General features: G+C 72.5%; 14 protein-coding genes. 6 read left to right on the top strand and 8 right to left on the bottom strand.

The window, feature by feature from the left end:
• Positions 1–7: 7 nt before the first annotated feature.
• A complete protein-coding gene (locus tag IH09_RS27170; protein WP_052860123.1) occupies positions 8–883 on the bottom strand; it encodes a glycosyltransferase family 2 protein in 876 nt (291 codons plus the stop codon).
• A gap of 312 nt (positions 884–1,195) precedes the next feature.
• Between IH09_RS27170 and IH09_RS27175 the strand changes: the two genes are divergently transcribed.
• Positions 1,196–1,573 (top strand): thioredoxin family protein, encoded by a 378-nt coding sequence (locus IH09_RS27175; protein ID WP_052860124.1) that lies wholly within the window; start codon positions 1,196–1,198, stop codon positions 1,571–1,573.
• Complete coding sequence (locus IH09_RS27180; RefSeq protein WP_052860125.1) at positions 1,570–2,166, top strand: histidine phosphatase family protein; 597 nt, start codon at positions 1,570–1,572, stop codon at positions 2,164–2,166. Before IH09_RS27175 ends, IH09_RS27180 begins: the two co-directional genes overlap by 4 nt.
• A 42-nt stretch (positions 2,167–2,208) precedes the next feature.
• On the opposite strand, the gene mreB is transcribed toward IH09_RS27180, so the two are convergent.
• The 3 genes from mreB to IH09_RS27195 all read right to left on the bottom strand — a co-directional run bounded on the left by mreB (position 2,209) and on the right by IH09_RS27195 (position 5,054).
• Positions 2,209–3,237, bottom strand: coding sequence for a rod shape-determining protein (gene mreB / locus IH09_RS27185; protein ID WP_052860126.1), 1,029 nt, complete (start codon positions 3,235–3,237; stop codon positions 2,209–2,211).
• 180 nt (positions 3,238–3,417) lie between these two features.
• Positions 3,418–4,029 carry a hypothetical protein gene (locus IH09_RS27190; protein WP_052860127.1) on the bottom strand — a complete coding sequence of 204 codons (612 nt, stop codon included), beginning with the start codon at positions 4,027–4,029 and terminating at the stop codon, positions 3,418–3,420.
• An 80-nt stretch (positions 4,030–4,109) separates the two neighbouring features.
• The gene (locus IH09_RS27195) at positions 4,110–5,054 is read right to left on the bottom strand and encodes a GntR family transcriptional regulator (protein WP_052860128.1); all 945 of its coding nucleotides are present in this window, start codon (positions 5,052–5,054) and stop codon (positions 4,110–4,112) included.
• Positions 5,055–5,224: 170 nt separating this feature from the next.
• On the opposite strand from IH09_RS27195, the gene IH09_RS27200 reads away from it, so the two are divergent.
• The gene (locus IH09_RS27200; protein WP_110952620.1) at positions 5,225–6,844 is read left to right on the top strand and encodes an MFS transporter; all 1,620 of its coding nucleotides are present in this window, start codon (positions 5,225–5,227) and stop codon (positions 6,842–6,844) included.
• Here IH09_RS27200 and IH09_RS27205 read toward each other — a convergent pair.
• Both IH09_RS27205 and IH09_RS27210 read right to left on the bottom strand, forming a co-directional pair.
• On the bottom strand, positions 6,837–7,469 hold the full coding sequence (locus tag IH09_RS27205) for a mycothiol-dependent nitroreductase Rv2466c family protein (protein WP_052860129.1): 633 nt from the start codon (positions 7,467–7,469) through the stop codon (positions 6,837–6,839). The genes IH09_RS27200 and IH09_RS27205 overlap by 8 nt on opposite strands.
• Positions 7,470–7,478: 9 nt before the next feature.
• Complete coding sequence (locus IH09_RS27210) at positions 7,479–7,955, bottom strand: MarR family winged helix-turn-helix transcriptional regulator (protein WP_052860159.1); 477 nt, start codon at positions 7,953–7,955, stop codon at positions 7,479–7,481.
• Positions 7,956–8,040: 85 nt separating this feature from the next.
• Between IH09_RS27210 and IH09_RS27215 the strand changes: the two genes are divergently transcribed.
• Positions 8,041–9,063, top strand: a complete 1,023-nt coding sequence (locus IH09_RS27215) for an NADP-dependent oxidoreductase (protein WP_205379162.1) — start codon at positions 8,041–8,043, stop codon at positions 9,061–9,063.
• Between the two features lie 88 nt (positions 9,064–9,151).
• On the opposite strand, the gene IH09_RS27220 is transcribed toward IH09_RS27215, so the two are convergent.
• Positions 9,152–9,841 carry a class I SAM-dependent methyltransferase gene (locus IH09_RS27220; protein WP_052860131.1) on the bottom strand — a complete coding sequence of 230 codons (690 nt, stop codon included), beginning with the start codon at positions 9,839–9,841 and terminating at the stop codon, positions 9,152–9,154.
• Positions 9,842–9,906: 65 nt separating this feature from the next.
• Between IH09_RS27220 and IH09_RS27225 the strand changes: the two genes are divergently transcribed.
• Positions 9,907–10,533, top strand: a complete 627-nt coding sequence (locus IH09_RS27225) for a helix-turn-helix domain-containing protein (RefSeq protein ID WP_052860132.1) — start codon at positions 9,907–9,909, stop codon at positions 10,531–10,533.
• Positions 10,534–10,904: 371 nt separating this feature from the next.
• Here IH09_RS27225 and IH09_RS27230 read toward each other — a convergent pair whose 3' ends face one another.
• Positions 10,905–11,375, bottom strand: coding sequence for a DIP1984 family protein (locus IH09_RS27230; protein WP_052860133.1), 471 nt, complete (start codon positions 11,373–11,375; stop codon positions 10,905–10,907).
• A gap of 1,013 nt (positions 11,376–12,388) precedes the next feature.
• Between IH09_RS27230 and IH09_RS27235 the strand changes: the two genes are divergently transcribed.
• Positions 12,389–12,739 (top strand): hypothetical protein, encoded by a 351-nt coding sequence (locus IH09_RS27235; RefSeq protein WP_190233428.1) that lies wholly within the window; start codon positions 12,389–12,391, stop codon positions 12,737–12,739.
• Positions 12,740–12,955 lie beyond the last annotated feature (216 nt).

The following is a 12,955-nucleotide window of genomic DNA, read 5'->3' on the forward strand; positions in this document are numbered from 1 at the left end:
CGCCGGTCTAGATGACCGGCGGACGGCCCAGCTTCGTCATCCGCCACACCGTGCGCCAGCGCATCGGCTTGCGCCGCCCGCACGGTGTGCGGACGCCTTCGGCGAAACCGCCCGCCCACGCCCGCAACCCCGCAGCCGACCGGTTCCGGACGACGGTCAGCGCCGTCCACACCCCCAGGTAGACCGGGACCAGCGGCGCCGGGAGATGCCGCTTCGCCAGCCACACCCGGTTTCTGGCCACCATGCGGTGGTAGACCGCGTGCCGGGTGGGCGAGGTCCAGGGGTGCTGGAGCACCATCTCCGGCGCGTACAGAACCCGCCAGCCGTCGTCCAACGCCCGCCAGGCCAGGTCGGTTTCCTCGTGCGCGTAGAAGAACTCGTCCGGCCACCCGCCGATCCGGTCCAGCATCGGCAGGGACAGGGCGTGCCCGCCGCCGAGGAACGTCGTCACATAGCCGCCGCGCGCCGGGTCGCCGACGCGCAGCCGGGGGACGTGCCGGCGCTGGGTGCGGCCCCGTTCGTCGGCGATGCGGAAGCTGACGATCCCCAACTCCGGGTCGCGTGCGTACAGTTCCGCCAGCCGGCTGAAGACGTCCGGGCTGATCAGCAGCCCGTCGTCGTCCAGGTCGACCACCACGTCCACGTCGCCGAGCTTCCGCAGCTCGTCCAGGGCCGCGTTCCGGCCACCGGAGACCCCGAGGTTCTCACTCAGTTCGACGCCCGTCGTCCCTTCGGGCAGTGGGGGGAGCGGCGAACCGTTCCCGATGACCACGATATGGGTCGCCTTGAGGTCCTGTCCGGCGACCGAGTCGAGCAGCGCCCGCAGCTCGTCGGGGCGGTTCCCCATGGTCAAGATGGCGACGCCTACGCGCAGATGACGCACTGATGAAAACTCCGTTCCTGGTTTCTGCCGGCGATGCTAGCCGCCGGCGGCGGCCCGCACGGTCCCGTCCCGCGCGGCGGGCTCCGCCGGCCGTCCCGCGGTGGCCGGTTCGCCGCGCCGGGCGGGGTGTCGATTCGGCCGGGGAGCGGCGGGTGCAGGACGGTGTGCGGTGGGCGGGGGAGCGGGCGGCCCGGCGCACGGCGGCGACCACCGGGAACAGGCCACCCGGAATACCTTCCGGCACGCTCCCGTTACCGCAGCTGCACGGCCTGGACACCGACGACAGACCGACCGGAAATGGGGAAGCAACGCATGAGCACGGTAGAGCTCACCAAGGACAACTTCGACGAGATCGTCTCCGGCAACGACTTCGTCCTGATCAACTTCTGGGCCACCTGGTGCGGCCCGTGCAAGCGATTCGCGCCGATCTTCGCCCGGTCGTCCGACAAGCACGAGGACCTCGTTTTCGCCAAGGTCGAGACGGACTCGCAGCCCGAGCTGTCCTCGGCCTTCCAGATCCAGTCCGTGCCCACGCTGATGATCGTCCGGGACAACATCGCGGTGTTCTCCCAGCCCGGCGCGCTCCCGCCGGCCGCGCTGGAGGACGTCATCGGCCAGGCCCGCGGTCTGGACATGGACGAGGTCCGCGCGTCGGTCGCCGAGGCCCAGCAGAGCGAGCGGGCGGAGTGAGCGAGCTGCTCCTGGTCCGGCACGGCGAGACCGAGTGGAGCCGCTCGGGACGGCACACCAGCTGGACCGATCTGCCGCTCACCGCCGACGGCGAGGAGCAGGCCCGCGCGCTGCGGCCGCTCCTGTCGGGCCGGAGGATCGCGCGGGTGTACACCAGCCCGATGGCGCGCGCGGTGCGCACCGCCGAGCTGGCCGGCCTCGCGGACCCGTCGGTCGATCCCGACCTGGGGGAGTGGGACTACGGCGGGTACGAGGGCAGCTCCACCGCCGAGATCCAGCGCGACCGGCCCGACTGGTACCTGTTCACCGACGGCGTCGCGCCCGGCCCCGCCGGGCACCCGGGGGAGTCGCCCGAGCAGGTCGGGGCGCGCGCCGACCGGGTGCTGACGCGGCTCGCGCCCCACCTGGCGGCGGGTGAGGGCGCGGTGGCGCTGGTGGCGCACGCCCACTTCCTGCGGGTGCTGACCGCCCGCAGGCTCGGGCTGCCGCCCGCGGCGGGCGGGTGCTTCACCTTCGAGACCGGGGCGGTCGGCCTCCTCGGGACCGAGCACGGCCGCCCCGCGGTGGTCGCCTGGAACGCCCGCGCGCTCTGAGCCGCCGGCGGGCGGCGCGGGACGCCACGGGCCATCCGGGGACTACGGGGCCATGGGGTCGAGGTGCAGGGGTTCCACCTTGCCCTCGATCATGGCGCCCAGCCCCCGTACGGGGCAGGTGCCGGGGCGGTCGGCGATGTGCACCGGCATGGTGGTGGCCTGGTGGATCATCGGTTCCAGGCCGGGGATCAGCGCACCGCCGCCCGCGAGCATGATGCCGCGCTCGCCGAGATCGGCCACCAGGTCCGGCGGGCAGCGGCGCAGTACCGCCCCGATGGCGTCCAGGATCGCGGTCAGCGGCGTGGTGATGGCGTTCCGTACCCGCTCGGTGTCCACCTGCACGGAGCGGGCCAGGCCGCTGACGATGTCCCGCCCGTGCACCTCGGTGGAGCCCGGGGTGGCCCCGCCGCCGGCGAGCACCAGGTGCAGGGGGTGGACGGCCTGGCCCGGCATCATCAGCTCATGGTGCAGCCGCAGGTGCTGGATCACCGCGTGGTCGATCGCGTCGCCCCCCACCGCGACGGTCTCGGCGGCCACGATCGAACCGAGCGAGAGCACCGCGACCTGCGTCGTACCGGCCCCGCACACCACGATCATGGTCGCCTCGGGCTGCTCCACCGGGAGCCCGCAGCCGACCGCGGTGGCGACGAGGGTGTCCACCAGCTCGACGCGGCGGGCGCCCATCCCGCTGAGCGTCTCCACGGCGGCCCGCTGCGACAGCGGCTGGCTGCCGTACGGGAGGCAGACCGCGGCCCGCATCGTCGGCAGCCGCCGCCACGCCCGGCGCAGTTTGTCGCCGACCAGATGGCGCAGCAGGCGCTGCGCCATGTCGATGTCCACGACGGTGCCGCCGGAGACGGGGCGGACGACGCGGATGTGGTCGGGGGTGCGGCCGTCCATCACCGCGGCCTGGGCGCCGACGGCCAGCAGCGCGCCGGTGCGCACGTTGACGGCGGCGACGGTCGGTTCGTCGACGACCAGCCCCTGGTTCTTGACGTACACCCTGGTCCGCGACGCGCCGAGATCGACGGCGATCGAACAACGGCGCAGTTGGGCGAGGCTGATGGTCATGGCTGACTCCTCCCCGGAGGGCCGGTAGCGACGGAGCGTCCGTGACGGACCTCTCGTCGGTCATCCTGTGCGCGCACTCCGTCAGCTGCCTGCTGGGAGGGCCGGTCGGGGGACGGGGGCGGCGGGGGTCCGCCGACCGGGCGAAGGAGACGGGGGCGTCACCGGGCGCCGAGGGGTCGGTCAGCCGACCCGGTGCTGGAAGAGTCCCCAGGTGAACTCCGTGACGATGTCGTGGAGTTCCCCCTCGGGGCCGGGCGCGGTGCAGGCCAGCCGCCAGCGAGTGGGGGCGCTGCCCTCCATCGGGCGGGCCGGGGCGAAGGCGCGGGCGACCTCGTCGACGGTGCAGGACCAGGGGACGAGGTCGGCGGTCGTACGGAGCGCGGGGGCGGCGGCGCCGGGGGCCCGGACGAGCCAGGCGTTCCAGACGGCGCCCCGGCCGGCGGTGAGTACCTCGAACCGCAGCTCGGGCCAGAGGGGGACGGGCCAGCTCAGGGCCTCGCAGGTCAGATCGCCGAGGCGGCGGGCCGTGACGGACTCGGGGGCGCCGAGCAGGGCGCGGTAGGGCTGGACGCCGCCGGGCGCGCGCGGTGCGTGCATCCGGGCCTGCCAGCGGCGGTTGGCCTCGCGCAGCTGCGCGCGGGAGACCCCCAGCCGGCGCAGCGCGTCCTCGACGAGCCCGGGGTGGTGGTCGGCCATCCGGCGCAGCAGCACGAGCTGGAAGGCGACGGGTCCGGGTGGGCCGGCGGGCGTGCCGGAGCCGGTGGACGGGCTGTGGTCGGCGGAGCGGTTCATCGGATACCTCCGGGCGGACCCCGGCTTTCGGGCCGGGGAGGAGTCGGATACGTGCGGGGCGGCGCCGGCCCGCGTCGGCCTCAAGTCGCCTGCGCCGCCCGCCGCTCGATGAGCAGCCCCATGCCGTTCAGCAGGTGGGTCAGGCCGAACTCGAAGAGCGTCTCCAGGGTCAGCGCGTTCGGCTCGGTCCCGTCGATGCCCGTGTACATGGGGTAGCCGCCGGACGCGATGATGCTCTCGTACGCGGGCTCCATCGCCGCCATCCACTGGTGCTGGTCCATACCGGTCTCCTGCTCGGCCTCCAGATCGTCCTCGAACCCGGCGGCGGTGGCCCGGACGTGGTTCAGCAGCGTGACGGCCATATGGATCAGCGTCAGCGGATCCAGCCCCTCGACCCGCGCCATGGTCCACTCGATGAGCGCCATCCCGTGCGGCATCGGCTGCGGCCGGGTGACCGACAGATACTGCGCCAGCCACGGATGCCGCTGGTAGAGCTGCCATTGCAGGCGCGCGCCCGCCTCCATCCGCCCGCGCCAGTCGTCGGGTGCCGGGTCGGGCAGCACCACGTCCGCGAAGGCGGCGTCCGCCATCAGCAGCACCAGCTCGTCCTTGTTGGCCACATGGCGGTAGAGGGCCATCGAGGACACCCCGAACTCGGCCGCGACCCGGCGCATCGACAGCGCGCGCAGCCCCTCCGCGTCGGCGGCCTTGATCCCGGCCCGGACGACGCGTTCGCGGTTCAGCCCGCCGTCCGTCTCCCGCGGGCGCCGCCCGCGCGGCGGTTCGCCGCGCGGTGCCCGCGGCGGCTCGGCGACCACCGTCCCCACGCCCGGTACGGCCCGGACCAGCCCTTCCTGACGCAGCGTGGTGAGGACCTTGGTGGCCGTCGCCATCGCCACGCCCCACTCCTGGGTGATCCGCCGGGTCGAGGGCACCCGGTCGCCCGGTGCCAGCTCGGCGGCGTCGATGCGGCGCCGGATCTCGTCGACGATCCGGCGGTAGGGCGGCGGGGCGGGGCGGTCCACGGCGGCGGCCTCCGTACTAGTGCACCAGCGGAATTTCGACGGGGCCGAGCGTAGCAGCGCGGTCCTCAACGGGGTCCCGCGCTGGGTAGTGCACTAGTGTGACGAACCTCCAATTGCCTTGCTGTGCCTATTGTTTGCACCGTAAGCATGAGCTGCTTACGGTGTCCGGCATGTCGTTTACCACGTACACACCCACGCCGCGGGCCGGCCGCCGGGAGTGGACCGCCCTCGGCGTCCTGCTGCTGCCCGCGCTGCTGGTCTCGATGGACGTCTCGGTCCTCTACTTCGCGGTGCCGTTCTTGACCGCGGAACTCCGGCCCAGCGCCGTCCAGCAGCTGTGGATCCTGGGCGTCTACGCCTTCGTCCTGGCCGGGCTGCTGATCACCATGGGCGCGCTCGGCGACCGCATCGGCCGCCGTCGGCTGCTGCTGACCGGCGCCGTGCTCTTCGGCCTCGCCTCCGGCCTCGCCGCGTACGCGCGCAGCGCCGAAATGCTCATCGCCGCGCGGGCGTTGCTGGGTATCGGCGGGGCGACCCTGATGCCCTCCACGCTCGCCCTGATCCGCAATCTCTTCCACGACGAGAAGCAGCGCGGCAGGGCGATCGCCATCTGGTCGGTGGCCGTCACCGGCGGTATCGCGATCGGTCCGGTGCTCAGCGGGGCGCTGCTCGAACACTTCTGGTGGGGCTCGGTCTTCCTGATCAACGCGCCCGCGATGGCGCTGCTGCTGGTGTGCGGGCCGCTGCTGCTGCCGGAGTCCCGGAATCCGGCGGCCGGGCGGTTCGATCTGCCGGGCGCGGCGCTGTCGCTCGCCGCGATGCTGCCGATCGTCTACGGGGTCAAGGAAATCGCCCGCAACGGGGTGGCCGCGCTGCCCGTCGCCGCCGTCGTGGTCGGTCTGGCGGCCGGCGTCGGGTTCGTCCACCGGCAGCGCACCGCCCGCCACCCGATGCTCGATCTGGCGCTGCTGCGGCACCGCGCCTACAGCGTCTCGGTGCTGATGAATCTGATGGCGATGTTCGCCATGGTCGGCTGCGCGGTGTTCTTCACCCAGTACCTCCAGTCGGTACGGGGCATGCGCCCGTTGGAGGCGGCGCTGTGGAATCTGCTGCCGACCCTCGCGGTGGGCGCGATGGCACCGGCCGCCGCGGCGCTCGCCCAGCGGATCGACCGGGCGTATGTCATCGCCACCGGGTGCGTCATCGGGGCCGGCGGATTCCTCTGGCTGTCCTGGCTGGAACCGGGTTCGGCGCTCTGGTTCGTCCTGGGGGGCTCCGCGGTCTACGCCTCGGGCCTGGTGATCGTGGTCTCGCTCGGCAACGAGCTGGCGATCGGGGCCGCCCCGCCGGAGCGGGCGGGCTCCGCCTCCGCCGTACTGGAGTCGGGCACGGAGCTGGGCGGCGCCCTCGGGATGGCGATCCTGGGCAGTGTCGGGAGCGCGGTCTACCGCGCCGATGTGGGCGGCGCGCTGCCGGCCGGGCTCCCGGCGGGCGCGGCGGACGCGGCACGGGAGACGCTGGCGGGCGCCACAGCGGTCGTGGGTGAGCTGCCGGGCCGGATCGGCACGGAGCTGCTGACCGCCGCCCGGACGGCCTTCACCCATGGCCTGCACATCGCCGTCCTCGTCGCCGCGGGCGTGCTGGTCTGCGCGGCGGTGCTGTCGGTGACGATGCTGCGGGGTGTGCGGACGGCGGCGGCGGCACCGGCGGACGGGGCAGCGGCGTCCGACGCGGCACCGGCCCCGTCCGGCGCGGCGCCGGAGCGGACCTCCGCCCGGGGCGTCAGCTGAAGTCGAAGTCGCCGGTGCGGGTCCGCTTCAGCTCGAAGAACTTGTCGTAACCGGCGAGCAGCCGGGCGCCGTCGAAGACCCGTACCGCGTCCTCGCCGCGCGGGATCGCCATCAGGACCGGGCCGAAGAAGGCCACACCGTCGATGTGGAGGGTGGGCGTACCGACGTCCTCGCCGACCGGGTCCATGCCCTCGTGGTGGCTCTTGCGCAGCGCGTCGTCGTACGCGTCGCTCGTGGCGGCGCGCGCCAGCTCGGCCGGCAGTCCGGCCTCGGCCAGCGCCTCGTCGATGACCGCGGCGGTGTGCTCCGGGCCGTCCCGGCCGTCGCGGTGGATACGGGTGCCGAGCGCGGTGTACAGCTTGCGCAGCACGTCCTCGCCGTGCTCCTGCGCGGCCGCGATGCACACCCGTACGGGGCCCCAGCCGTCGTCCAGCAGCCGGCGGTACTCCTCCGGGAGATCCTCGCGGCCCTCGTTGAGCACCGACAGGCTCATCACCCGGAAGCGCAGCGTCAGCGCACGGTGCTTCTCGACCTCCAGGATCCAGCGGGAGGCGATCCAGGCGAACGGGCAGATCGGGTCGAAGTAGAAGTCGACGGTGTGGTGCGTGGTGCTCTGGGGCTTCATGGCTCCAGGTTAGATCGACGTCGGACCTTCCGGCCGGTCCGCCTCCGCGTCGTCCCCCTCGGGCGCCACCCCCAGCATCCGCTGGAGCAGCTCCTTGAGCAGGGTGCGCTCGACGGCGGTCAGCCGGCCCAGCGGCTCGCGCGCGAAGTCCAGGGACGTCCGCAGCCGCTCGGCGGTGTGCGCGCCCTCGGTGGTGGGGGCGGCCAGCTTGACGCGGCGGTCGGCGGCGTCGGGGTGGCGCTCCACCAGGCCGCGTGACTCCAGGCGGTCCACGATGCCCGTGATGTTCGACGGCTCGCACTTGAGCCGCTGCGCGATCCGCCGCATGGGCAGCGGCTCGACGGCCAGCAGTCTGAGCACCCGCGCCTGCGCGCCGGTGAGGGAGTGCTCGGCCGCGGCGTGCTCGTACTCCTCGTGGTAACGGGCGACGACGGTGCCGATGAGGTCGACGACCTCGCAGGTCAAGGGGTCTGCGCGCGGAGTCATACACACCAGGATACCCACTTGCTTGACAACATGAAATATCGAGGAGCATGGTTGTTTCAGTACCTGAAGCAATTGGAGGATCGCGCTGATGTCCGCTCTGCCCACCACCGGCCGTGAATGGCACCTCGTCGCCCGCCCGCACGGCTGGCCCACCCCGGAGGACTTCGCGCTGCGCGAGGCCGCCGTGCCCGAGCTCGGCGAGGGCCAGATCCTCGTCCGCAACCTCCACTTCTCCGTGGACCCGTACATGCGCGGCCGGATGAACGACGTGAAGTCCTACGTCCCGCCGTTCCAACTGGAGAAGCCGATGGACGGTGGCGCGGTCGGCGAGGTCATCGCCTCGCGCGCCGATTCCCTCGCCGTCGGCGACCACGTCCTGCACGGCCTCGGCTGGCGGGAGTTCGCGGTGCTGGACGCCGAGCGCGCCGTGCGGGCGGACCCGGAGCTCGCCCCGCTCACCACCTACCTCGGCGTGCTGGGCATGCCGGGCCTGACCGCCTACGCGGGCCTGCTGGAGGTCGCCTCGTTCAAGGAGGGCGACGCGGTCTTCGTGTCCGGCGCGGCCGGTGCGGTGGGCAGCCAGGTCGGCCAGATCGCCCGGCTCAAGGGCGCCTCCCGGGTCATCGGCTCCGCCGGGTCCGACGAGAAGGTCAAGCTCCTGGTCGAGGAGTACGGCTTCGACGCCGCCTTCAACTACAAGAACGGCCCCGTCGCCGAGCAGCTCAAGGCGGCCGCGCCCGACGGTATCGACGTCTACTTCGACAATGTCGGCGGCGACCACCTCGAAGCGGCCATCAGCTCCCTCAAGGTGCACGGCCGCGCCACCATCTGCGGCATGATCTCGGTCTACAACGCCACCGAACCGACCCCCGCGCCGCGCAACCTCGCGCTGGTGATCGGCAAGCGGCTGCGCCTGGAGGGCATGCTGGTGGCCGACCACGCCGCGCTCCAGCCGCAGTTCGTGCAGGAGGTCTCCGCCTGGATCCGCTCCGGCGAGCTGAAGTACCGCGAGACCAAGGTGGCCGGGATCGAGCACGGCGTCGAGGCGTTCCTCGGCCTGCTGCGCGGTGAGAACACCGGGAAGATGATCGTGAGCCTCGCCGACTGACCCTGGAACGGCGGCAGTTGATACTTGCGGCGCGCCAGTGTGACCGACGGCGCGAGTGCCGTGGTGGCGCGCCGCAGGAGGGGCCGCGTCAGAGAGCGCGCGCCCGGTCTGGGTGCCGACGGAGTTTGAGCGTGCTGTCCAGGCGGGTGGCGGGCCGCCCGTCGGGGGCCGTGGCGGGGCGCTCGTAGGTCTCGGCGGCCAGGGTGTCCCACTGCTCGGGCGGCAGGCCCAGCGCCGCGTGGAGCTGCTCGGGGGCCGGAAAGACGAAGTCCGGGTCGGGGTCCTGCTCCCAGGGCGGGAAGCCCGCGTGACTGACGATCAGGAGGACTCCGCCGGGTGCGACGGACCGTGCCGCCCGGCGCAGGATCCGCTCGCGGGCCGAGGGCTCGGGCGGGTACAGGAAATGGGCGCTGACCAGGTCGTACGTCCCGGCCGGGAACGACTCGGCCAGGTCGTGGCGCTGCCATTCGATCCGGTCGTCCACGCCCGCCGCCCGCGCCTGGCCGGCCGCCCGGCCGAGCGCGACGGACGATACGTCGGTGGCGGTCACGGTCCAGCCCTGCCCGGCGAGCCAGATGGCGTCGCCGCCCTCGCCGCAGCCCAGCTCCAGCGCGGTGCCGGGGCGCAGTGGCGCCGTCTCGCGTACCAGTGCGTCATTGGGGCGGCCGCTGAAGATCCGCTCGGCGGCACGGTAGCGGGCGTCCCAGAATTCCTCGGTCGACAGTGGACCCGTCCCGGCGTCCGCGAGGGTCTTGTCCGTTGTGGTGTGCTCTGTCATGGGGGCAGGCTGCGCCTCGGCTTTCCGGCTTGACAACGATCTTTGCCGCGGCGGCAAATAGGGGCATGGATGACTCCGCGACAGGGGCCGGGGGCGGCCCCGCCGACGACCACGACCTCGCACACGCCCTGACCGCCCTCGGGCCGCGGCTGCGTGCCCTGCGGCAGCGGCGCGGTACGACGCTGACCCGGCTCAGCGCGGTCACCGGGCTCTCCGTGAGCACGCTCTCCCGGCTGGAGACGGGGCAGCGTGAGCCCGCCCTCAAGCATCTGCTGCCGTTGGCCAAGGCGCATGGCGTGACGTTGGACGAACTGGTCGGCACGGAGACCGGCGATCCCCGGATCCACCCGCGCCCCTTCGCCCGGTACGGCCAGACCTGGATACCCCTGACCAAGCACTTGGGCGGGCTGCACGCCTACAAGCAGATCCTGCCCGCGCCCAAGACCCCCCGGACCGGACGGCCTGAGCAGGGTATGCACGAGGGCCACGAGTGGCTCTACGTCCTGTCCGGACAGCTGCTCCTCGCGCTCGGCGAGCACGACCTCGTCCTCACCGCGGGCGAGGCCGCCGAATTCGACACCCGCGTACCGCACGGCGTCGCCAACGCCGGTGACCGTCCCGTGGAATGGCTCGCGCTGTACGGGCCGCAGGGCGAGCGCATGCACGTACGGGCCCGCACCAAGGGAGCCTGATCGCGTTCGGCCTCCGCGTTCGGCTCTCGTGTTCCGCTCCCGCGTGCGCCTCCGGGGAGCGTCCGCGCGGTGCGTGGTGTCCGGGCAGCGGCGCCCGCCGGAACCTGCCCTGACCCCGCTGAACCGGCCTGCTGTTGCGATGTGGGAAACCCCGAGCCCGCCCTCACCGCTTCGGATCTGCACGTGGTGATGTGCTGTGCGAGATGCACCGTTACCTGTACGCGATGCTGAGCTGCACTGTTGAAGGGGAGTCGAACCCCCCGCGTTGCTCTTCACGCGCCAGTTGGGGGCCGGAAAACCGCTGGCCCTCGGTGTGTGCACGCCTCCGAAACGGCTACCTGCTCCACATCGTCACGCCCTGCCGGGACCGCTCAGTCCAGCAGATCGGCCTCCCAGTTCGTCCGCTGGATCCGCACATCGATCTCACGGATCTCCCGTGCGAGCACATCTGCCTGACCGCGCAGTTCCGCGACCGGAAGCGCGGAGAGCATCATCAGCTCGGACCGAAGCTGGCGGCCGTAGCCCCGCTCGCCCGTACCCGCCGCCGCATCCGCCGCCGCGGTGACCACCGAATGACGCAGCCGCAGCACATCCCGGCGCGCGAGCGCGTCGGTGAGCGTGCCGTCCCGGCCCATCTCCACCGCGGCATTGGTCCGGTTGATCCGCCGGATCAGCGTCTCCAGGGCGCCCAGCACCTCACCGGCCTCGGCCAGCAACTGGGCCGCATCCTCGGCGGGCGTCTCACCCTCCTGATACCGCGCACTGCCAACGACCCGCGCTCGCAACTGCTCCACACGGCGCGTCGCCTCCGCACGCTCTGCCAGCGCCTCGGCAAGCTTCACGGTCTCCTCCTCCCGTCCGCCGCGGATTTCGCACAAGTATCGAACGTGAACCGGCCCAAACGCACCGGGTTTTCGATCCGCCGGAGCCCGGAGCCCGGAGTCCGGAGTCCGGAGTCCGGAGTCCGGAGTCCGGAGCCCGGAGCCCGGAGTCCGGAGCCCGAGGCCCGGAGCGGGCACGCGGTGCACGGCCTCGCGAGGGCCACCCCAGCCGGTGCAACGGTGAATCGACCGGGTTCGCCGAGACGTCTTGATGGGGCGGGAGCGGTCATGGGTCCGGGAGTCACTTGGGTCGCATTCCGCTGATCGATGTTGAGGGGAATGGCTGTCACTTGGTCCTGCGGTAGTCCGGCAGCGCTGCTGCGGCGGGAGTGGTGACGCGCGGCAGCCGCCCTTCAACTCGCCCTCCGAGCCTCCGAGCTGACCTGGTGGTCGTCCGCCTCGCGCCACGTCCGCGTCCACGACAGTGCCAACGTCCGTCTGAGGCAGGGCCGTTGGATCGTCCGATATCAGCGACTCGACCCGCACACCGTCCCGGAGGTGATCCGCGCACAGCGGCGCCACCACAACCAACCTCGTCCACCGCCACGGCCGGCAGATCGTCATCCACGCGATGGCCGAGGCCGCCGGCATCCCTTCCCGCCGGTGGCGCAGCAACCGGTTCGACCGGTGATGGCGGCGCCGCATGACCGGGCAGCAGGCCGAAGTCCCCGTCGCGCAGGGCATTGACAGCAGCACCCGCCACGGCCGGGACTCCTCCGCCATGATGTCCGTCTTCGCCGATCCGCACCGCGAGTTCGCGCTCGCCGCCGCCAACGACGGTCTGGCCGCCACCAACGACGGCCTGGCCGCCGCCCGAGGAGGCGGCAAGTCCGGCGGACGGCTCGGAGCGCTGACCGAGAGCACCTTGGCTTCGGAGGGGCGAGATCGCCGGGGGATCTTTGAGTACGTGGTCTCTCCGCTCATGAGTATTCGCCACGATGACCGGGCAGCGCGCGTGGGCGAGGGTGGCGGTCATGACCGCACCAGAACCGAATTCCACTGCCGCCCCCGCTGCGGCGGCCGACCCGTTCGCGCCGTCCACGGCGGCGGTGCGCGTGTTCGCCGGTATCGGCCTCCCGTTGCTCGCTGTTGCCTACGGGGCGTTCCTCCTCATCGTCCTCAATCAGGCGTACAGCGGAGACGGGACAAGCGGGCCCCTGGTGGGCGTGGCTCAGTGGTCGATGGGCCTGTCCGCAGTCGCGGGAATGTCGGCGCTCTGCCTGCCCAGCGCCGTGGTGAGCCACGCGGCGCGGCGCGGCGCCGTCAGGCTGCAGTATGCGCTGGCGTTCGCCGGCCCCGCGCTGGCCGCCATTGACTTCGGCTGACCGGTGGGGCTTTGGATATCGCGTACAGCCTGGTCATGAACCAGAGCCGGCAGTCCGACAGCCTCGTCGAGATCTTCAACGGCTACTCGACCAGCCCCGTCAAGATTTTCAACGGCTACTCGACCCGTCCTTGCACACCCTGACCTGGGGATCACCACGGAACTACGGCGCCGATCCACGTTGACCGAGCCGGCGAGCGGCATGCACACACACCAG

The organism is Streptomyces celluloflavus, assembly GCA_000720995.1.
Lineage (GTDB): Bacteria > Actinomycetota > Actinomycetes > Streptomycetales > Streptomycetaceae > Streptomyces > Streptomyces celluloflavus.

Bases quoted from the DNA above. Each gene is read 5' to 3' on its own strand.
- IH09_RS27175 (WP_052860124.1), top strand. From the start codon at position 1,196: ATGAGCACGGTAGAGCTCACCAAGGACAACTTCGACGAGATCGTCTCC.
- mreB (WP_052860126.1), bottom strand. From the start codon at position 3,237: ATGACCATCAGCCTCGCCCAACTGCGCCGTTGTTCGATCGCCGTCGAT.
- IH09_RS27190 (WP_052860127.1), bottom strand. From the start codon at position 4,029: ATGAACCGCTCCGCCGACCACAGCCCGTCCACCGGCTCCGGCACGCCC.
- IH09_RS27200 (WP_110952620.1), top strand. From the start codon at position 5,225: ATGTCGTTTACCACGTACACACCCACGCCGCGGGCCGGCCGCCGGGAG.
- IH09_RS27205 (WP_052860129.1), bottom strand. From the start codon at position 7,469: ATGAAGCCCCAGAGCACCACGCACCACACCGTCGACTTCTACTTCGAC.
- IH09_RS27210 (WP_052860159.1), bottom strand. From the start codon at position 7,955: ATGACTCCGCGCGCAGACCCCTTGACCTGCGAGGTCGTCGACCTCATC.
- IH09_RS27220 (WP_052860131.1), bottom strand. From the start codon at position 9,841: ATGACAGAGCACACCACAACGGACAAGACCCTCGCGGACGCCGGGACG.
- IH09_RS27225 (WP_052860132.1), top strand. From the start codon at position 9,907: ATGGATGACTCCGCGACAGGGGCCGGGGGCGGCCCCGCCGACGACCAC.
- IH09_RS27235 (WP_190233428.1), top strand. From the start codon at position 12,389: ATGACCGCACCAGAACCGAATTCCACTGCCGCCCCCGCTGCGGCGGCC.